24 protein-coding genes and 4 pseudogenes are annotated in these 20,066 nt (G+C 51.7%); 21 read left to right on the top strand and 7 right to left on the bottom strand.

Going from position 1 to position 20,066, the window contains the following annotated elements:
• From BXY_RS12055 to BXY_RS12140, 17 genes and pseudogenes are all read left to right on the top strand, one after another.
• On the top strand, positions 1–219 hold a 219-nt coding region (locus BXY_RS12055; protein ID WP_208946810.1), incomplete at its 5' end, for a hypothetical protein.
• A 13-nt stretch (positions 220–232) separates the two neighbouring features.
• The gene (locus tag BXY_RS12060) at positions 233–448 is read left to right on the top strand and encodes a DUF4134 domain-containing protein (RefSeq protein ID WP_080592670.1); all 216 of its coding nucleotides are present in this window, start codon (positions 233–235) and stop codon (positions 446–448) included.
• 12 nt (positions 449–460) lie between these two features.
• A complete protein-coding gene (locus BXY_RS12065) occupies positions 461–811 on the top strand; it encodes a DUF4133 domain-containing protein (RefSeq protein ID WP_005681819.1) in 351 nt (116 codons plus the stop codon).
• Positions 774–3,275 (top strand): annotated as a pseudogene (locus tag BXY_RS12075) (TraG family conjugative transposon ATPase). The gene BXY_RS12065 and the pseudogene BXY_RS12075 overlap by 38 nt, the downstream one beginning before the upstream one ends.
• A gap of 30 nt (positions 3,276–3,305) precedes the next feature.
• Positions 3,306–3,932, top strand: coding sequence for a DUF4141 domain-containing protein (locus BXY_RS12080; protein WP_005681816.1), 627 nt, complete (start codon positions 3,306–3,308; stop codon positions 3,930–3,932).
• 23 nt (positions 3,933–3,955) lie between these two features.
• Positions 3,956–4,975 (top strand): conjugative transposon protein TraJ, encoded by a 1,020-nt coding sequence (gene traJ, locus BXY_RS12085; RefSeq protein ID WP_015532044.1) that lies wholly within the window; start codon positions 3,956–3,958, stop codon positions 4,973–4,975.
• A gap of 37 nt (positions 4,976–5,012) precedes the next feature.
• Positions 5,013–5,636: a conjugative transposon protein TraK gene (traK, locus tag BXY_RS12090; RefSeq protein WP_005797989.1), complete on the top strand. Its 624-nt coding sequence runs from the start codon at positions 5,013–5,015 to the stop codon at positions 5,634–5,636.
• Positions 5,637–5,676: 40 nt separating this feature from the next.
• The gene (locus BXY_RS12095; RefSeq protein ID WP_005797988.1) at positions 5,677–5,973 is read left to right on the top strand and encodes a hypothetical protein; all 297 of its coding nucleotides are present in this window, start codon (positions 5,677–5,679) and stop codon (positions 5,971–5,973) included.
• Positions 5,954–6,157, top strand: coding sequence for a hypothetical protein (locus BXY_RS12100; protein WP_005797985.1), 204 nt, complete (start codon positions 5,954–5,956; stop codon positions 6,155–6,157). The genes BXY_RS12095 and BXY_RS12100 overlap by 20 nt, the downstream gene beginning before the upstream one ends.
• Entirely contained in the window at positions 6,158–7,261 is a 1,104-nt protein-coding gene (gene traM, locus BXY_RS12105) for a conjugative transposon protein TraM (RefSeq protein WP_074783624.1), read from the top strand.
• A 36-nt stretch (positions 7,262–7,297) separates the two neighbouring features.
• Entirely contained in the window at positions 7,298–8,191 is an 894-nt protein-coding gene (gene traN, locus BXY_RS12110; protein ID WP_005797981.1) for a conjugative transposon protein TraN, read from the top strand.
• A 4-nt stretch (positions 8,192–8,195) separates the two neighbouring features.
• The gene (locus BXY_RS12115) at positions 8,196–8,780 is read left to right on the top strand and encodes a conjugal transfer protein TraO (protein WP_208946811.1); all 585 of its coding nucleotides are present in this window, start codon (positions 8,196–8,198) and stop codon (positions 8,778–8,780) included.
• Positions 8,781–8,800: 20 nt separating this feature from the next.
• Positions 8,801–9,274, top strand: coding sequence for a TraQ conjugal transfer family protein (locus BXY_RS12120; protein ID WP_005797977.1), 474 nt, complete (start codon positions 8,801–8,803; stop codon positions 9,272–9,274).
• A gap of 15 nt (positions 9,275–9,289) precedes the next feature.
• The gene (locus tag BXY_RS12125) at positions 9,290–9,760 is read left to right on the top strand and encodes a hypothetical protein (RefSeq protein WP_005681806.1); all 471 of its coding nucleotides are present in this window, start codon (positions 9,290–9,292) and stop codon (positions 9,758–9,760) included.
• 3 nt (positions 9,761–9,763) lie between these two features.
• Complete coding sequence (locus BXY_RS12130; protein WP_005797974.1) at positions 9,764–10,228, top strand: hypothetical protein; 465 nt, start codon at positions 9,764–9,766, stop codon at positions 10,226–10,228.
• Between the two features lie 4 nt (positions 10,229–10,232).
• The gene (locus BXY_RS12135; protein ID WP_208946812.1) at positions 10,233–10,703 is read left to right on the top strand and encodes a hypothetical protein; all 471 of its coding nucleotides are present in this window, start codon (positions 10,233–10,235) and stop codon (positions 10,701–10,703) included.
• Between the two features lie 110 nt (positions 10,704–10,813).
• Positions 10,814–11,248, top strand: a pseudogene (locus tag BXY_RS12140) (glycoside hydrolase family protein).
• Positions 11,249–11,363: 115 nt separating this feature from the next.
• On the opposite strand, the gene BXY_RS12145 reads toward BXY_RS12140, so the two are convergent.
• The 5 genes and pseudogenes from BXY_RS12145 to BXY_RS12160 all read right to left on the bottom strand — a co-directional run bounded on the left by BXY_RS12145 (position 11,364) and on the right by BXY_RS12160 (position 13,957).
• Entirely contained in the window at positions 11,364–12,140 is a 777-nt protein-coding gene (locus BXY_RS12145; protein WP_015532050.1) for a phage antirepressor, read from the bottom strand.
• A 49-nt stretch (positions 12,141–12,189) separates the two neighbouring features.
• Positions 12,190–12,654, bottom strand: a complete 465-nt coding sequence (locus tag BXY_RS23805) for a hypothetical protein (RefSeq protein ID WP_316927951.1) — start codon at positions 12,652–12,654, stop codon at positions 12,190–12,192.
• Positions 12,655–12,697: 43 nt separating this feature from the next.
• Positions 12,698–13,030 (bottom strand): annotated as a pseudogene (locus tag BXY_RS23810) (DNA cytosine methyltransferase); the annotation flags it as partial.
• 206 nt (positions 13,031–13,236) lie between these two features.
• A complete protein-coding gene (locus BXY_RS12155; RefSeq protein ID WP_005681798.1) occupies positions 13,237–13,611 on the bottom strand; it encodes a hypothetical protein in 375 nt (124 codons plus the stop codon).
• A complete protein-coding gene (locus tag BXY_RS12160) occupies positions 13,595–13,957 on the bottom strand; it encodes a helix-turn-helix domain-containing protein (RefSeq protein ID WP_005797967.1) in 363 nt (120 codons plus the stop codon). The genes BXY_RS12155 and BXY_RS12160 overlap by 17 nt, the downstream gene beginning before the upstream one ends.
• A 465-nt stretch (positions 13,958–14,422) precedes the next feature.
• Here BXY_RS12160 and BXY_RS12165 point away from each other — a divergent pair.
• Positions 14,423–14,704 (top strand): annotated as a pseudogene (locus BXY_RS12165) (lipocalin family protein); the annotation flags it as partial.
• A gap of 168 nt (positions 14,705–14,872) precedes the next feature.
• Here the strand turns inward: BXY_RS12165 and ybeY are convergent.
• Together ybeY and BXY_RS12175 are read right to left on the bottom strand one after the other, a co-directional pair.
• Positions 14,873–15,292 (bottom strand): rRNA maturation RNase YbeY, encoded by a 420-nt coding sequence (gene ybeY, locus BXY_RS12170; protein ID WP_008770468.1) that lies wholly within the window; start codon positions 15,290–15,292, stop codon positions 14,873–14,875.
• A 16-nt stretch (positions 15,293–15,308) separates the two neighbouring features.
• Entirely contained in the window at positions 15,309–16,541 is a 1,233-nt protein-coding gene (locus BXY_RS12175) for a nucleoside recognition domain-containing protein (RefSeq protein ID WP_015532051.1), read from the bottom strand.
• Positions 16,542–16,668: 127 nt separating this feature from the next.
• Between BXY_RS12175 and ruvB the strand changes: the two genes are divergently transcribed.
• The 3 genes from ruvB to BXY_RS12190 all read left to right on the top strand — a co-directional run bounded on the left by ruvB (position 16,669) and on the right by BXY_RS12190 (position 20,066).
• Positions 16,669–17,700: a Holliday junction branch migration DNA helicase RuvB gene (gene ruvB / locus BXY_RS12180; RefSeq protein ID WP_004313748.1), complete on the top strand. Its 1,032-nt coding sequence runs from the start codon at positions 16,669–16,671 to the stop codon at positions 17,698–17,700.
• 62 nt (positions 17,701–17,762) lie between these two features.
• Entirely contained in the window at positions 17,763–18,539 is a 777-nt protein-coding gene (locus BXY_RS12185; protein ID WP_015532052.1) for a carboxylesterase family protein, read from the top strand.
• Between the two features lie 30 nt (positions 18,540–18,569).
• Positions 18,570–20,066 carry an oligosaccharide flippase family protein gene (locus BXY_RS12190; protein WP_004313750.1) on the top strand — a complete coding sequence of 499 codons (1,497 nt, stop codon included), beginning with the start codon at positions 18,570–18,572 and terminating at the stop codon, positions 20,064–20,066.

Here is a 20,066-nt window from a genome sequence, read left to right on the forward strand (position 1 = left end):
GGCCTGCAGCCTGTCAAAAAAGAAAGTCTGACAAACATTTATTATAATAATTGGTATAAAAACAATGAGACATTCAAGAACCCATTCATTTTTACGATTCTCCCCTATGGGCAAAGTGACAGACGTATTGGCATCCCTTATCGGGCGCATACCTGCCGGAACAGCCTTCCTGCTGGCATGACTGGCCACATGAGCAGCCCCCGCATCCGCTGCCGGTGACGGGTCTGCCGGGCTGGTACAGGCCACGCAGATGGTGAACAGCTATTTTGACCCCGCCGTAAAACTGATTTATGCGGCCGGCGCGCTCTGCGGCCTTATCGGGGCCATCCGCGTGTATTCCAAGTTCTCGTCGGGCGATCCGGACACGGGCAAGACCGCCGGCAGCTGGTTCGGGGCCTGCGTGTTCCTGATCGTGGCGGCTACGGTACTGAGGTCGTTCTTCCTGTAACCCCCATGCCATATGGAATACAAGCTGAACAAGGGCGTCGGGCAGGACGTGGAGTTCTGCGGCCTGAAGGCGCAGTACCTCTATCTCTTTGCCGGCGGTCTGCTCGCCGTCTTCCTCGTGTTCGTCATCCTCTACATGGCGGGCGTGAACCGTCTGTTCTGCATCGCCCTCTGTGTCATATCGGCCTCGGGAATCACCCTGGGCGTGTTCCGCCTGAACAGGAAATACGGCCCCCACGGGCTGATGAAGCTGGCGGCGGCAGGTTACCGTCCCTATTACATCATCAACAGAAAACGTATCACCTCACTTTTTAAACGAAGAAAATATGCGAAACATACTCAAAGCGTCCACCCTGGAAAGTAAGTTCCCCCTTCTTGCCGTCGAGGACGGGTGCATCCTCTCCAAGGACGCAGACGTGACCGTCGGCTTCAAGGTCCGCCTGCCGGAGGTCTTCACCCTCACCTCCGATGATTACGAGGCCATGCACGGCGCATGAGCGAAGGCCATCAGGGTATTGCCCTGCCATACCATCGTCCACCGTCAGGACTGGTTCCTGGAGGAGAGCTACAGGGCACGCACCGACAGGGAGGAGCCGGGATTCCTGGACCGCAGCTTCGAGCTTCATTTCAACGAGCGGCCCTTCCTGAACCATTTTTCGTACCTGTTCATCACCCGTACCACGAAGGAACGCATGCGGCAGCAGAGCAACTTCTCCGTCCTTTGCAGGGGGCATATCCTCCCCAGGGAGGTCCGGGACAAGGACGGCATCCTCCGCTTCCTGGAAGCCGTGGAGCAGTTCGGGCGTATCATCTGCGATTCCGGGCTGGTCCGTCTGGAACGGCTCACGACGGAGGAGATCACCGGAAAGGGAAAGGAGGCCGGCCTGGTGGAGAAATACTTCTCCCTCTCGCAGGAGGACACCACCACGCTGGAGGATATCCGGCTCGGGGGCGCGGAAATGCGCATCGGCGACAAACGGCTCTCGGTGCATACGCTTTCCGACGCGGACGACCTGCCCTCCGCGGTACGGACGGACGGGCGTTATGAGAAATACTCCACGGACCGCAGCGACTGCCGCCTTTCCTTTGCCGCCCCCGTCGGGCTGATGCTGCCCTATAACCATATCTGCAATCAGTACGTGTTCATAGATGATCCGTCGGAAACCCTCCGGCATTTCGAGAAAGCGGCCAGGAATATGCGCTCCCTTTCACGTTACAGCCGTGCCAACGAGATCAACCGGCAGTGGACGGAGGAATACCTGAACGAGGCGCATTCCTTCGGGCTGGTTCCCGTGCGCTGCCACTGCAACGTCATGGTCTGGTCGGAGGACAGGGAGAGGTTGAGGAACATCCGGAACGACACCGGATCGGCCCTGGCACAGATGGGCTGCAAGCCCCGGCACAATACCGTGGACGCGCCGACCCTTTACTGGGCGGGCATCCCCGGCGGGGAGGGTGATTTTCCCGCCGAGGAGTCCTTCCACACGTTCATCGAACAGGCGGCCTGCCTCTTCATCGGGGAGACGAACCATGCCTCCTCCCTCTCGCCCTTCGGCATCAAGATGGCGGACCGGCTCAGCGGCAGGCCCATCCATCTGGACATCTCGGACGAGCCGATGAAGCGGGGCATCACGACCAACCGCAACAAATTCATCCTGGGGCCTTCGGGCAGCGGCAAGTCCTTCTTCACCAACCATCTCGTGCGCAACTATTACGAGCAGGGCGCACACATCCTGCTGGTGGATACGGGAAACAGCTACAAGGGGCTGTGCCGGCTCATCCATGAGCGCACCCGCAGGGAGGACGGGATCTACATAACGTATGAGGAGGACCGCCCGATCACCTTCAACCCCTTCTACAGCGAGGACCGGCAGTTCGACGTGGAAAAGAGGGAGAGCATCAAGACGCTGATCCTGACCTTGTGGAAACGGGAGGATGAGGTGCCGAAACGCTCCGAGGAGGTCGCCCTTTCCGGCGCGGTGAACGCCTATATCCGCAGGATTACGGACAACCCGGAACTCCGGCCGGACTTCAACGGGTTCTACGAGTTCGTCCGTGACGACTACCGCCGGATGATGGAGAAAAAGAGGGTGCGTGAGAAGGACTTCGACATCGACGGGTTCCTGAACGTGCTGGAACCGTTCTACAAGGGAGGGGACTATGACTTCCTTCTGAACTCGGACAAGGAGATCGACCTGACCCACAAACGGTTCATCGTCTTCGAGCTGGACAACATATCATCGAACAAGGTGCTGCTTCCGGTGGTGACGCTCATCATCATGGAGACGTTCATCTCCAAGATGCGCCGTTTGAAAGGCGTCCGTAAGATGATATTACTGGAAGAGGCCTGGAAATCACTGATGTCCCCCAATATGGCCACCTATGTCTTGTACCTTTTCAAGACGGTCAGAAAGTATTTCGGGGAGGCCGTGGTGGTGACGCAGGAGGTGGACGACATCATCTCGTCCCCGATTGTGAAGGAGGCCATCATCAACAATTCGGACTGCAAGATCCTGCTGGACCAGAGGAAATACCTCAACAAGTTCGAACGGATACAGACTCTTTTAGGACTGACCGGCAAGGAATGCTCGCAGATCCTCTCCATCAACCGTGCCAACGATCCCTCACGCAGGTACAGGGAGGTATGGATCGGACTGGGAGGCGTGCAGTCGGCCGTCTATGCCACGGAGACCTCCACGGCCGAGTACCTTACCTACACGACGGAGGAGGGCGAGAAGCTGGAAGTGGAACGGATGGCGGCAAAGACCGGCAGCATGGAACAGGCCATACGGGTGTTGGCCGCCGAAAAGAACAGCGGCAGGAGATAATCTTTGTAAAACAATTAAAGGAACGATTCAATGAAACGAAAAATTTTCAGCGCATTGTGCGCCTTTTTACTTACCGTACCGGCCATGCACGCGCAATGGGTGGTGACCGACCCGGGCAACCTGGCGCAGGGCATCGTGAACAGCGTCAACGAGATGGTGGAGACTTCCGAGACGGCGCAGAACGCCATGTCCACCTTCAAGGAGGCCTCGAAAATCTATGAGCAAAGCCGGAAATACTACGACATGCTCAAGAGCGTGAACTCGCTGGTGAGCGGGAGCCTGAAGGTCAAGGAGTCGGTGCTGATGCTCTCGGAAATCTCGGAGAGCTACGTGACGAACTACGGGAAGATGCTCACCGACGGGAACTACACGCAGCGGGAACTGGATGCCATCGCCTTCGGCTACAACAACATCATGAAGAAAAGCAGCGCGTCCGTGGCCGGGCTGAAGGACATCATCAACCCCACCGGCATGTCCATGACCGACAAGGAGCGGCTGGACCTCATAGAAAGGGTGTACCGCGAGATGAGGCATTACAGGACGCTGGTGAACTACTACACCCGCAAGAACCTGCGCGTCTCCTACCTGCGGGCCAGGGAGAAGGGCGAGACCGAGCAGGTCCTGAAGCTTTACGGGGAGGACGAACGCTATTGGTAAACCTTTAAAAAGATACAGACTATATGGTATTGCTATCCCTATCTTTCGACAGCCTGCACGGTATCCTGCGCCGGCTGTATGACGAGATGACCGAGCTCTGCCAGCCGATGATGACGCTGGCCACGGCCATCGCCGCCCTGGGCGCGCTCTTCTACATAGCCTACCGCGTGTGGCAGTCCCTCTCGCGTGCCGAGCCGGTGGACGTGTTCGGCATGCTGCGTCCCTTCTGCCTGGGCATCTGCATCCTGTTCTTCGACGTGATCGTGCTGGGAAGCCTGAACGGTATCCTGAGCCCCGTCGTGCAGGGAACAGGTGCCATGCTCCACGACCAGACCTTCGACGTGAGGAAGTTCCAGGAGGAAAAGGACAGGCTGCTCTCCGAGATGCCCCTGAAGGTGGCCGTGACCGGGGAGTTCAACCCCACGGACGAGGAGCTGGAGAAGGAGATCGTCGACATGGGCTGGAATGAGGAGGACTACGCGGTGATGCAGCGGATGTCCCACACCTGCTATTCGTTCTCCCTGCAAGGCATCGTGCAGACCATCATGCGCAAAGTGATGGAGTTCTTTTTCCGTGCCGCCTCGCTGGTGGTGGACACGATCCGCACCTTCTTTCTCATCGTCCTCTCCGTGCTGGGTCCCTTCGCTTTCGCGGTATCGGTCTTCGACGGTTTCCAGAACACGCTCATCCAGTGGCTGGCCCGTTATATCAGCGTATATCTCTGGCTGCCCATCTCCGACCTGCTCGGGGTGATGCTCGCCAGGATACAGACGCTGGTGCTGCAAAGCGAGATGGAAATGATCCGGGATCCCCTGAGCGTCTTCTCCCCGGACGGATCGACGGCCATCTATCTGGTGTTCATGCTCATAGGGCTGGTCGGGTACTTCTGTGTCCCCACCGTGGCGAACTGGGTGGTACAGGCCGGCGGTATGGGTGCGTACAACCGCAACATGAACAATACGGCGGGCAAGGCCGCCAACGTGGGCGGGGCCGTGGCAGGGGCATCCACGGGCAACGTGGCCGGAGTATTGCTGAAGAAATAAAGATGAACCGGGTAATAACATTCATTCATTTCAAGACATGGAATTCAAGAGCTTAAAAAACATCGAGTCCTCGTTCAGGCAGATCCGCCTGTTCAGTATCGTCTTCCTCGCCTCCTGCACCCTCCTGACCGGTTTTTCCGTCTGGAAGTCCTACCGGTTCGCCGAGGCGCAGCGGGAGAAGATCTACGTGCTGGACGAGGGGAAGTCGCTCATCATGGCCCTCTCGCAGGATGCCGCACGCAACCGCCCGGTGGAAGCGAGGGAGCACGTGCGCCGCCTGCACGAGCTGTTCTTCACGCTGGCCCCCGACAAGGCGGCCATCGAGTCGAACATAAACCGGGCAATGTACCTGGCCGACAAGAGCCTGTACGGGTATTACCGGGACTGGAACGAGAAAGGGTTTTACAACCGGCTCATCAGCGGGAACGTCAACCAGACGATAGTGGTGGACAGCATGGGCTGCGATTTCGACAGCTATCCCTACCGCGTCACCACCTATGCCCGGCAGATGATCATCCGGGGAAGCAACATCACCGAACGCTCCCTGGTGACACGCTGCCGCCTGCAGAGCACGGTCCGCTCGGACAACAACCCGCAAGGGTTCCTTGCGGAGCATTTCGAGATTCTGGAAAACAGGGACCTGCGTACCGTGGAAAGGTAACGCTCCCTATGGTAGTCAATCATTTGATAGCATTTTCACAATGGGAACAAAGTCAACAGTCAAAGAAAAGGCGAAGGCTTATCTGGAAAGTCTTTCAGAGAAACAAAAACGGGGCATCCTCATAGCCATGCTGGTCTTCACCTGCATCGCATCGGGCATCGTCCTGCTGCGCGCAGCAGGACGGCTGACACCGGCAAGGGAGCGCATGGAGCTTCCCTTCGGGGAAGGCAGCCTCTCGGATACCCTGCGCAGGCTGCCTGATCCCCTGAGGGGACAGGAAACAAACATTTACCGGACCATTAAACAACCCCAGCAGAATGGAAAACAGGAAAAGTAACATGGAAGAAGAACACGTGCCCGTCGGGGAAGCCCCGGAAGGCACACGGCCGGCAGAAGCCGGTTCCGTCCCCTCCGAAGGGACAAAAACGGAAAAACGGCTTAGCGGGGAGGAAATCCTGCGCCACAGGAAATACATCGTCATACCGGTCTTCGTACTGGTATTCCTTGCGGTCCTCTACTGAATATTCGCCCCTTCCGGTGACAGCGGGAAAACGGTGGCGGGCAGTTCGGGATTCAACGTGAACGTGCCGGAACCTACGACGGTCCAACTGGAAGGGAATAAAACGGACGTTTATGAAAGGCAGCAGGACCGGCGCGAGAAAGACAGACGGATGCAGTCGCTTTCCGACCTTGCCGGAAGGTTGTTGGAAGGTAAAGGACAGACGGACGGCGTATCCGGTCCGGACGGAAGCATACGGCAGTCGGCGGACACCTACGAAAGGATCACCGAGCAGTTGGAGACCTTCTATGAGACACCGCAGGAAACGGCCGGCGGCCTGGAACAGAAGGTGGACGAGCTGAACCGCCGGTTGGAAGAGGCGGAAGCGGAAAACCGGCGCGCGGAATCCCGCGAGCGGATGATGGAACAGTCCTACCGGATGGCCGCCAGGTATCTGAACCCTAAACCGGAAGCCACGCCCGGCGAGGCGGAGGAGGAAGAAAAGCCGGAGCCTGTCCCCGTCAGCCGGGCGGAGAGCGGAACGACCTCCGCCCTGAAGCAGCCGCTGGCGGATTCCGCGTTTGTCGCCTCACTTGTCGTGGAGAGGAACTACGGTTTCAACACGGCGGTGGGCAGCAGCTACCGGATGGGGATGAACACCATCCCGGCCTGCATTTCCGAGAGCCAGACCCTCGAGCAGGGAGGACGGGTGAAGCTGCGCCTGCTCGAGCCCCTGCAGGCTGGAAGTGTCACCATACCGGCCAACAGCCCGGTGACCGGCACGGCCGACATCCGGGGGGAACGCCTGGACATCCTGGTAAGCAGCATCGAATATGCCGGCAATATCATCCCGGTGGAACTGGCCACATATGACATTGACGGGCAGCGGGGCATCTTCGTGCCGGGATCGGAAAGCCGGACGGCCGCCAAGGAGGTATTGGGGGACGTGAGCCAGAGCATGGGAGGCAGCATCTCCTTCGCCGGTTCCGCCGGGCAGCAGGTGGCGATGGACCTCACGCGGGGTGTCCTGCAGGGCGGGACACGGTTCATCTCGCAGCGGGTCAAGGCGGTCAAGGTAAAGCTGAAGGCCGGATACAGGGTGTTGCTGGTCACAAAAAAACAATAACAAGGTTTAACTGTAATTTTTAAACAATCATTCAAGATGAGAACATTCATTCTTTTAATCATGGCTGCGCTGGCGGGAATGACCTGCCGGGCACAGGAGTGCAAGCCGGAGGGCGGGGTCAGAACCCTGACCGCCGGCCAGCATATCACGCCCTACAGGATCGGCGTGCCGTTCAGCAAGACGGTCCATGTCCTTTTCCCTGCGGAAGTCCGCTATGTCGACCTGGGCAGCACGGACATCATCGCGGGCAAGGCGGACGGCGTGGAGAACGTGGTGCGCGTAAAGGCGGCCGTCCGTAATTTCCCGGGCGAGACGAACTTCTCGGTCATCACGGGCGACGGCTCGTTCTATTCATTCCTCGTCTCCTACGAGGAGGAGCCGGAAGCGTTGAACATCAACATGGACAGCCGGTTTCCGACGGGACCCTCCACAGGTGGGAGTGCCGTCCGTGTGACCGAGCTCGGCGAGGAGGACCCTTCGGTCATCGCCAGCCTGATGTACACCGTCCACCGCCTGGACCGCAGGGACGTGAAGCATATCGGCTGCCGCCAGTTCGGGATGCAGGCCCTGCTCAAGGGGATCTATGTGCATAAGGACCTGCTGTTCCTCCATATCTCGCTGACCAATTCCTCACATGTGCCCTTCGACATCGACTTCGTGCGTTTCAAGGTGGTGGACAAGAAAGTGACCAAACGTACGGCGCAGCAGGAAACCTACATCGAGCCGGTGCGTGCGCTCAACGAACTGAGGCGTATAGGGGGCAAAGGGGAAGGACGCATCGTCTATGCTTTCCACAAGGTGGTCATCCCCGATGACAAGCTCATCGAGGTGGAGATTTACGAAAAAGGCGGCGGACGCCACCAGCGGTTCCATATCGAGAACAGCGACCTGGTGGATGCCGGACTGGTGGACGAACTGGTAAAGGAGTAATGCCATGAGAAAGTATCTGTTTATAACAATGTGCGCCTTCCTGTCCCTTTGGGCGGGCAAGGTTTCCGCCCAACGCTACCTGCTCGGGCAGACGGGGCTTGAACTGAGGCTGGGCGGCGTGGATGACTTCGGAAAGAACGTAAGGCACCTGAGAGGGAATTTCCAGGTCGGGATAGCCCTGAGCCGCTACAACCGTAACCGCTCGCGCTGGGTGGTCGGTGCGGACTATGTGAAGAAACACTATGCCTACAAGGAGGTGGCCGTTCCCAAGGAGCAGTTCACCGCGGAGGCGGGCTGTCTCTTCCCGTTCCTCTCGGACAGGGGCAGGAACGTGTTCCTCTCTGCCGGACTGTCCGCGCTGGCCGGCTATGAGAGGGTAAACCGGAACGGCAGGCTCCTTTATGACGGGGCGACCCTGCTGCACAAAGGGGCCTTCATCTACGGCTTCGCCCCGGCATTCGAGATGGAGGCGTTCCTTACGGACCGCTGGGCTTTTCTTTTCAATGTACGGCAGCGTGTCTTCTTCAGCTCGTCCGTAGGGCATTTCCATACGGTAGTGGCCGTCGGACTGAAATACATCATCGATTAATCTTTTAAGAACTGGAAACAATGAAAACAGGAACATTCATCATGGGATGCGCGCTGGCTCTGCTGGCGTGCACCTTTGCCGGCTGCGACGACCGTCTGGAAGTGCGGCAGGCATACGACTTCTCGCTCTCTTCCTGGTACCTGCAGGAAGGCATCGCGCCCGACGAGACGGTGGAGATCCGCCTGACACTTGACCGCGAGGGGGATTACCGGGAGGCCCGTTACCGCATCGGATACATACAGCTGGAGGGTGACGGCGAGGTGTTCACCGCGGACGGAATCAGGCTGGTGAACCGCGAGCTGACGGAACTCTCCGGCATCGCGGGGCTGGACACGACGGACATCCGCCGCCAGGTGTTCACCCTTTTTTTCCGGAACACGGGAGAGGACAATCCCGGGATCCGCTTCGTGGCGGTAGACAACTTCAGAGTGGAACGGACGCTGGACATCCCGTTCTCCATCGAGGACAGGGCAAATACGGATACAATCGACTAACGGGAGACGGAAGCTATGACGGAACAGGATAAATACGGCATGGAGCAGCTTGCCGAATATCTGGACATGCGAATACGGTACGAGGAAAAAACAATAAAGGAGATCCGGAATAAACTGGACCGGGATTACCTTTATCATTTTGCGTGGACCGGGGAGGAATTGTTCAAGTCCCATTTCATGGTAAAGCAATACGGGGAACTCCGCCAGGTAATCCGGCAGGTGGGAGTTCCCGGGGAGGTGCATGGATATATACGGCATAAACGGGAGGAATGCCTGAAGGAGCTGGTCAGCGGGAGTATCCGCAGGCGTAGCACGGACGATATTTCCAACCTGGCACATACCTACCGGCTGGAATGCATGCAGAGACTGGTCAAGGATTATACGGGCTTCGAACGGCTTCTCTCGATGAAGGCTCCCCGCGAGGAAGTGAAAGCAAAAACGGAACTGGAAACGATGAAAAAGAAGTCGAACGGATTAAAAATGTAAAGCATGAGACAGGACAATTGGAATATTGAACAGCTCTGGCAGTCGCTGGACAGGAAAATTGCCGGTACGGAAGAACGGATACGCAAGGGGCTGGAAGAGGCGAAAAAGGACTATTCCCGTTTCTTTGAATGGCAGGCGGACGATGTGTACAAGGCAGGCCGCCTGCGTGATTACTACGGCGTGTTCCGCAACAAGGTGAACGGGACGGATGATGTGGAGGAACTGCAAAGGTACTTTAAGGATATCGTAAGATACCAGCAGGAAAGGCTGCTTGCCAATCCGCCCGCAAGGAACAGCACCAGCCCGATGGCGAACATGGCGCATACCCTGTCATTGGAATGTATGCAAAGGCTGATTCAGGACTGTCAGGGATTCTTGCATACTCTTTCCCTCAAGGAACCGAAAAGGGAAATGAAAGAGGCAAACGGGCAGCCTGTGAAGAAAAAGTCGAACGGATTAAAAAGATAATAAAATGGTACGACAGAATCCCAACGTTACAAGATTGATGGAACGTCTGGACGCTACAATGGAAGTGTTGGACGGGAAGATCCAGGAAGGCATGGCAAGGTCCAATGCAAACTACCTTTCTTTCTTTGAAGACAAGTCTGAGGAGTTATACAGGCTGTATTATATGTATAAATGCTTAAATGACCTGCGTTCCAATATAAGAAAACTTGAGACACCGCAGCAGATTCAGGAATACATACAGCGAAGAAGGAATGTCTGTTTGGATAAACTGCTGGAACAGGACATCTCTGCCGGAAGTACAAGCCCGATGAGCAATCTGCCCCATACACTCCGGCTCGAGTGTTCGCAGCAGCTTATCCGTGAATATGACCTGTTTATCCGTTTCCTTACCGCAACCCCACGACAGAGACAGGAAGAAGAACGCGCTTCAAAAGTCAACCGGGATAAGGTGCAGAAAAAAGGATTAAGATTATAGTAAAAACAATGAAAAAGGTAAAGAAAATATCAGTTTGGAGAGGAAAGGCAATACTATGCCTGCTTGCGATGATACTGTCAACAGCCTGTCTATCGGCACAGCCGATAAAAATGCAACAGGGACCGGATCCGGTAAAGTTTGAACTTGCGGTCAGTCTTGTAAAACAATGAGAAGGACTTCATGGAAAAGACAAATTTCCTTTCTACGGATTTGGACACCGGCTATTGCCCGGCGAGAATCTGTCCTACGACATGACGGAGGCAGAAGCGGAGGCACTGCTCCGTAGGGATCTCATGAAACGCTACGCATTGTTCCGCAGTTACGGCAAGGATGCACTTCTTTTAACGGTCTTGAGCTACAATGTTGGGACATCCGCATTGCTCGGTTATGGGAAACGCCCCAAAAGCCGCCTGCTCCGAAAGCTGGAAGCTGGAGACCGTGATATATACAGGGAATACATTTCCTATTGCCACTACCGGGGACGGAAGGTCAAATCAATAGAAAGACGCAGAAAAATGGAATTTTTACTGCTTTATGAGAAATAAAAAGAACGAGGGAGAGCATACGACGTTTCGTAGTGCCCTCCCTTCATTCATATAGGATTTTCAATACTTCCCGCATTATAAATCCGGTTGTTTATAATGTGGGAGTATGTCATGCCTAATACCCGATATTGAAATTCAGCAGCTGATGGATAAAAAGCCTGCCGCGTTCCGTCCATACGGTATGCATGGCCGTTCCGGTTTCTCCGTTCCGGTTTTGCCATACATGCGTATGTGTCCGGGTATATCCTTCCTTGTGGTATCGGGCGGTAAGCATCCATGTTCCTGACTGGCGGAACTGGACTCCAAGCAATTTCAACCTGTAATTCAGCTCCCTTCCGCTCATTCCAAGTTCTTTGGCTATCTGCGTGGTTGTATATGTACTTGCCGAATGCAGGACCTCTTCAAAATACCTTACCTTAGGAGCCTGCCGGCTTAATTTGATGGCGTTCTGCGCGTTTTTCTCTTCCAGTACGGATATATGCCTGTCGCGTTCCTTTATCCTGTTTTCCGCAGGTAACAAAGCCCGTGAAAGCAGTTCGGAGTCGGTTTCTCCCTTTATGTCAAGCAGGTATCCGCCTTCTTTTAATGTTCGTGGGACGAGGTCGTCAAAGATCCAGCTTTCAAACCTTTCAGCCGAGGGCAGACGGCTTCCGGCTATAAGCCTGTACATGTTCCCTTCATCTATGAACTTGATTTTCTGACGTCCGCCCCTAGTAGGGATGTCGTGAACGCAGACTCCCTTCTGTTTACAGTGCCGGTCTATGGCATCCCTTGTATTGGCGTATCCCAATGATGCGGCGACATCCTTTGCGCAAAACCATATTTTGCCGTCCTTCTCGACTGTCCGGATTTTACCGAACTCAGGATGTTCCGCTATAACAAATGTATGCATGCTGTCTATTATTTATAAGTTGATTCTATCGCTTTGAATATCTCATGGATTACCTGGGGGACGATGGCGTTTCCATATCCCTTGACGGACTGCTGCCGCCAGGAAGAAAAGGTAATACCGTCCAATTGACGGGGAACCCCATCATCTCGGCCACAAACAGGGGATTGAGTTGGAAACTCCTCCCAGACCGGGCAAAGAAATCGGGAAGGCTGCCCTGATGCGGGTTCTTCCCCTTCCTTTGGAAATTTTCCAAGGTCGGCGCGCCCTTCCAGTCCCTTGCAGTCGGTGTCGGGAGCAGCCCGTGGAAGTCCAGGAAGTCCGTCAGGCCGTTGGGGTTCTTCTCCCCGTCCTCCGTCTCGTGCATCGACACGCGCCCCTGACGTTTCCAGCGTTCCACCCGCTGCCGGTGGTGTATCTCCGTCGCTGTCGGGGTGGGCAGCAACATCTCGCGGATGATTTCCGGAAGACCCTTCTGGAGACAGTTCGGTCCCCTCGGGCTGTAATCCCTCGCCATCGGCGTGGGCAACAAACCATATGCGGTCCCTTCTGTGCGGGGCACCGACGGCACAAGCCGGAATAAGCAGCGGCTGGACGGTATATCCTTCACGCTCAAGATCACGGCAGATGGTCTCGACGACGTATTCCTCCCGCTTGCGGTATACAGGCTGATCCTCTCCGAACAGAGAGGGCTGACATCCCACGTGAGCCGCCTTGCCGGGCTGTACCATCGTGAGGATGCCACCAACGTTCTCACCAACAATCCAACCGGGCCGGATCTCGTGAATGGCACGGAGCATGTGAGGCCAGAGGTAACGGCTGTCCTCCGCGCCCTTTCGCCGGCCGGCAACGGAAAAGGGCTGGCATGGGAAACCTCCTGTGAGGATGTCGATCCGTCCCCTTCATCCCCGAAAATCCGTAGTTGTAATATCCGTATAACTTTCTGCATGGCTGAACCAGTAATTTAAAATTCGGTTACAAAACTCATCTATCTCACAATGGAAGGCGTTACGCCATCCCATTCATTCGGCGGCAAGATCCGCCGCACCAAACCCGCTGAACAGCGAGGCATGTACCAACTGTCTCATATTGAATCCTATTAATCGGTTAATGAATCCGTTACATTTCCTGTCTCTTTTTTCACCGGAACGGTTATCGCCATTCCGTCGATCTTGCGGTATATCTTTCCCATCTCCAGCATGTTCTTTAACCGCAGGATGTCCGTAATCTCGTAGACGGTTATACCATTCTGCACGCTGAAACGGATATACCCCTTCTGACGTTGTGTCTCCACTTCCTCACGGGTCATCTGGAGAAGCTCGCAGATCTCCTCCAGCGTGAAGGTCAGTTGCACTTCCTTGACGGTATGCGCATAGGTCAGGATACTCAGTATCTGCAGGCATTTACGGTGTGCCTTGACAAGGGCGGCAAACTTGTTCCGCTCGATCATGATGTACTTACTTTGATTTTCCATTCTTCTTATTATTAATTGTTATTGGTTCCTGTTCTTCGAGGGCTTCCGGCAGGACGGCCGTGCCATATTCCTCCCGGAGGAACTTGTACACGTCGAATGCCCAGAAGTACACCTTGCCGCTGATCTTAAAGGACGGCAGCTTTCCCGACATGCGCCAGCGTATCAGCGTCCGGTCGCAGACTTTCAGCTGGAGACGCATGTCGCGGCTGTCCAGCATCTGCTTGCCGTTGAAATTACTAAGTGCTTCCAACTCCATTTCCAGACGGGCGATGAGCTTGTTCTGACGCTCGAAGCATCCTTCGATCATCTGCCTGAGCTCCATGATTTCATTCTTGCCTTCTTCCATTTGTCGGTTGTTTTTAGTTCGATACTGTTTTTGTCTTTCTTCGCTTGCAAAGTTTGGGAAAATCGGAGGGTGAACATAGGGCTGACGGATACCGCCAGCCCCATATTTTGCCAGTAAACCATTATGTATCAATGATGTATTTTTTGAAGTTTTTTGAGAGGGTAAAACCCTATTACCGGGAATAAACTATTCGGAGGAGAGGTAATACAGTAAAAAGAGGATATCTTACGGATGGCAATAAAAAAGGAGACCAAGTCCGAAATAGGACCTGATCTCCCTTGAAAATCCCGCATAAAAACTTGCTAAGGTCAAGTAAATTAACTACTTTTGTAGCTGAAGAGTTATTTGAGGTTATGCAGAAAAACGCAAGCGAGCGATGGATTTTCGTCACCTAATCGTTACCTGCCTATTTTCTAAGCTCCGATTACCTTTTGACAATCAAAAGGTTAAAGAAAACTACGCTATTTTTTTCAAAAAAAAGGCGGTAAATGTTCTGCTATCAATGTACCGTCTTTAGATCTTAGAACATGGAAGATCGACAACGGCTATTTGATTATAGAAGGATTTAGTAAAGAAGATAACGGAAAAGTAGAAGTGTATAAAACACGTGAACGTATTGGTTATGTAACATCAGATTCATTGGAATTGGTTGTTCAGGAAGCACAGCCGCGGTTGGCCTTTCTGTATCTGAATATGAAATCAATCAAGAAATTGGTTACTCCAGAAGTAACCCCTGATAAGAAGTAATAAATCTCTCTCTTAAATAATTTAGTGTTTAAATTAGCATTACGTTGCTAATGAAAACGCCTCGTCGTAGTGATTACGATGAGGCGTCTTCGTTTTACAGTATTTATACAGTATAGTATGTTTGAATAAATCGTTTGTTTATTGAAATCGTTTGCTGTTGAGGCTTGTTTACACTTTTCGTATAGATAATGCTTTGTTTTCAGCACCTTCCATAATCTCCCGCTCCCCGGGACCTTTATCGTTGATGCCGCACAAGTGAAGAATTCCGTGGATAATCACACGATGTAGTTCGTCTTCGTATGAGGTGCCAAACTGCTCCGCATTCGTATGTATTGTATCTAGACTGATGAATAAGTCACCTGATAAACGATCGCCTTCACAATAATCGAAAGTAATAATATCCGTGTAGTAATCATGTTGCAGATACTGACGGTTTACTTCCAGAATTTTTTCGTCCGAGCAGAAGATATAAGCGATTTCACCGAGTCTTTTCCCGTAAGAAGCAGCTACGGCCTTTATCCATTCCGTAGTCTCACGTTTCTTGATATCAGGCATTTTTACGCCTTCTGTTTGATAAGTTACAGCCATAATTGAATGTTATGATTTAAAAGAAAAATAAATAACTGATTAAGATAGCGGCTATGATACCCGAGAAGTCTGCTATCAGACCGCAAGTCACCGCATTACGAGTCTTGGTGATCCCCACACTGCCGAAATAAACGGCCAGAATGTAGAATGTGGTGTCCGAAGCTCCGCGAACTACACAACTCATACGTCCTACAAACGAATCAGGTCCCAGTTCTTTCATCGTATCGATCATCAATCCGTTTGCACCGCTACCGCTAAGCGATTTCATCAATGCGGTAGGCAGCGCTCCTACAAAGCTCGTGTCCACTCCGCATAAGCCTACTATATAGCCGATGCCTCCCACCAGAAAATCCATTGCTCCCGAAGTGCGGAACACTGCAATTCCTACAAGGAAAGCAACCAGATAAGGAATGATGCGTACAGCCGTCGTAAACCCTTCTTTAGCTCCCTCCACAAACGAATCGTATACATTGATTTTCTTTCTGACTCCCGTCAAAATAAACAGAATGATGACACTGAACAGCAGAATATTCGCTATCAATGTAGAATAAGTACCCATATCTTCCCGCGAGACACTTAGAAACAGATAAATCAAGCCGGAAAAGAAAAGGCAGATAACGCCCATTAAAATGAGAATAGGCTTATTGATTAAGTTTATCTTTTGAGCGATGCTGACTGCTATGACTCCTACTAGAGTTGAAATGAAAGTACTTAGCAGGATAGGGATAAATACATCTGTAGGCTGTGCAGCCCCCATTTGTGCACGATATACCATGATACTGATCGGAATGATGATAAGGCCGGAGGTATTAATCACCAAAAACATAATCATCGGATTGGAAGCAGTGTCTTTTTTCGGATTCAGTTCCTGCAGCTCTTTCATCGCTTTCAGCCCCAATGGGGTGGCTGCATTGTCGAGACCAAGCATATTGGCAGACATATTCATGAAGATGGACCCTAACACCGGATGTTCTTTAGGAATATCCGGAAATAGTCGGCAAAGCACCGGACTAAGAAAGCGAGCCAGTGCGTTAATCAATCCACTGTTTTCTCCGATTTTCATGATACCCAACCAAAGAGCCAGTACGCCTGTAAGTCCCAGAGATATCTCGAAAGCTGTCTTTGAAGAATCGAATGTAGCGTTCATGATAGCTGTAAATATCTCCGTATCTCCCAGAAAAATCACTTTTACAAGGGCGATGATAAAGGCGACGACAAAGAATCCTATCCAAATGTAATTTAGAACCATAGTTGATAGCGTGTATATAGATAGTGCAAAAGTAGTTATTACGTTTCAAATAAACTAAATCTTCGTCTTTCTTATACTGAAAATGAATGTAAATCTCTATCTTTGTCTCCTACTTTTCAAGAAATAAATGGAACAGGAAGATTTTAACATACGCGAACATCAGCTTACTTCAAAAGAACGGGATTTCGAGAATGCACTCCGTCCGTTAAGTTTTGAAGACTTTAGCGGCCAGGACAAGGTGGTGGAAAACCTTCGCATTTTTGTGAAGGCGGCACGTCTGCGCGGCGAAGCACTTGACCATGTGCTATTGCATGGTCCTCCCGGATTAGGAAAAACAACTCTTTCAAATATTATCGCCAACGAATTGGGAGTCGGCTTTAAAGTAACTTCCGGTCCGGTGCTAGATAAACCGGGTGACCTGGCAGGTGTATTGACCAGCCTCGAACCGAACGACGTGCTTTTTATTGATGAAATTCATCGTCTGTCGCCCGTAGTGGAAGAATATCTTTATTCGGCCATGGAAGATTACCGCATCGATATTATGATTGATAAGGGACCTTCGGCACGCAGTATCCAGATCGATTTGAATCCTTTCACGTTGGTTGGTGCAACCACGCGTAGCGGTCTGCTGACGGCTCCGCTTCGTGCACGTTTCGGTATTAACCTTCATTTGGAGTATTATGACGATGATATTTTGAGCAATATCATCCGTCGTTCTGCGTCCATACTGGATGTGCCTTGCTCGGTACGTGCAGCCTCGGAGATTGCTTCCCGCAGTCGTGGGACACCCCGTATTGCCAATGCTTTGCTTCGCCGGGTACGTGACTTCGCACAGGTGAAAGGCACCGGCTCTATCGATACGGAGATTGCCCAGTTTGCGCTGGAGGCATTGAATATCGACAAGTACGGACTGGATGAGATAGACAACAAGATACTTTGTACCATTATAGACAAGTTTAAAGGCGGCCCTGTCGGTATAACGACCATTGCTACGGCTTTGGGAGAAGATGCGGGAACCATCGAGGAAGTTTACGAACCTTTCCTGATAAAAGAAGGATTCATGAAACGTACTCCCCGCGGACGCGAGGTAACCGAACTTGCCTATAAGCATTTGGGAAGAAGTCTTTATAACAGTCAGAAAACACTGTTTAATGACTGACATAAAGCGTCATGTGATAAGTGGTATTAACGGTATAAAAGAACTTTATAAAGCATAGTTGGATGATGAAGCAATGGACTACTTTATTTGTTTTTCTCTTTTTGAGCCTTTCTCTATCGGCTCAACAGGGATATGGAAGAGATATTTTTGTTTCTTCTAAAGGAGATTCCTTACCTTACCGGATGATTCACCCCGAATCGGTGAAACCGGGTGAGAAGTACCCCATCGTGCTGTTTTTGCATGGAGCCGGCGAACGGGGAAATGATAATGAGAAGCAATTGACTCATGGCGGACAGATGTTTCTTAATCCGGTCAATCAAGAAAAGTATCCTGCTTTTGTGCTGATTCCGCAGTGTCCGACAGACGGTTACTGGGCTTATACGGAACGTCCGAAGTCTTTTATACCTGCTGAAATGCCGGTAGGACAGGAGATCAGTCCTATATTGCAGACACTCAAACAGTTGCTTGATTCCTATCTGGTGATGCCCGAAGTGGACACGCAACGGGTTTATATTATCGGCCTTTCAATGGGAGCGATGGGAACGTATGATTTAGTAATACGCTACCCGGAGATATTTGCTGCTGCAATTCCTATCTGCGGTATAGTCAGTCCAAGCCGGTTGTCGGCTGCCAAAGATGTGAAGTTCCGTATCTTTCATGGAGATGCGGATGATGTAGTTCCGGTGAAAGGTTCTCGCGAAGCATATAAAGCACTGAAAGCTGCCGGTGCAGATGTGGAATATATTGAATTTCCCGGTTGTAATCATGGAAGCTGGAATCCGGCTTTCAATTATCCCGGATTTATGGATTGGTTGTTCAAACAAAAGAAGAAACGTTGAACCAATCTGAATGATAATCACTAATAAAACATGGCTGGACTAAAATCATTAGCTAAAGATACTGCAATTTATGGGTTAAGTAGTATTGTCGGACGATTCCTTAACTACATGCTGGTACCTCTGTATACAGCTGTATTACCGGCTTCCACCGGAGGTTACGGAGTCGTATCGAACGTGTATGCGTTTACAGCCCTGATGCTCGTACTGCTTACGTTCGGTATGGAAACGGGATTCTTCCGTTTCGCCAATAAATCGGGAGAAGACCCGATGAAAGTATATGCCAACTCCCTATTGTCAGTAGGAGGCGTATCTTTGATTTTCGTTCTCCTTTGCCTGTTATTCCTGCAACCTATTTCCAATTTGCTGGATTATGGCGATCATCCGGAATTTATAGCGATGATGGCTGTTGTGGTAGCTTTAGATTCTTTTCAATGCATTCCTTTTGCCTATTTGCGATACAAGAAACGCCCTGTCAAGTTTGCAGCTATCAAACTGCTCTCTATCATTGGCGGCATCGGTTTGAATCTGTTTTTCCTGTTGGTGTGTCCGTGGCTGAATGTACATTGTCCGGCAACCATCTCTTGGTTTTATGATCCGGACTATCTGGTGGGATATATTTTCATTAGCAACCTGATTATCTCGGTTGTCCAGATGTTCTTCTTTATTCCAGAGCTGACAGGTTTTGCTTATAAGTTGGACCGGGTGTTGCTGAAGCGAATGGTAGTATACTCTTTTCCGGTATTAATCTTAGGTTTGGTAGGTATTCTGAATCAGACTGTTGACAAGATGATCTATCCGTTTCTCTTTGAAGATCGACAGGAAGGGTTAGTACAACTGGGTATTTATGCGGCAACCAGCAAGATTGCGATGGTGATGGCCATGTTTACGCAAGCTTTCCGTTACGCTTACGAACCGTTTGTATTTGGCAAAGACCGCGAAGGAGATAACCGGAAAATGTATGCGGCTGCGATGAAATATTTTCTTATCTTCTCATTGTTGGCTTTCCTTGCTGTAATGTTCTACCTCGATTTGCTGCGTTATCTTGTAGCAAAAGGTTACTGGGAAGGTCTTGGAGTGGTAGCTATTGTGATGCTTGCAGAAATCTGTAAAGGGATTTATTTCAATCTTTCCTTTTGGTATAAACTGACGGATAAGACCTATTGGGGAGCTTACTTCTCGGTGATCGGCTGTGTCATTATTGTTGTATTGAACATATTATTTGTGCCGGTTTACGGCTATCTTGCTTCGGCATGGGCTTCTGTTGCAGGCTATGCGGTAATCTTGCTGTTATCCTACTGGATAGGGCAGAAAGAATACCCGATTCGTTATGATTTGAAAAGCCTCGGACTTTATGTTCTGCTGGCAGCGGTGCTTTACGTTATTGGAGAACAGGTGCCTATCCCTAATCTGGTGCTCCGTCTCGCTTTCCGTACCGTACTCTTATTGCTATTTATAGCTTATATTATCAAGAAGGATTTACCATTGAGTCAGATTCCTGTTATTAATCGCTTTATAAAGAAGAAATAA

Origin of the sequence: Bacteroides xylanisolvens XB1A (assembly GCF_000210075.1) — a bacterium.
In the GTDB taxonomy this organism is placed as follows: Bacteria; Bacteroidota; Bacteroidia; order Bacteroidales; family Bacteroidaceae; genus Bacteroides; species Bacteroides xylanisolvens.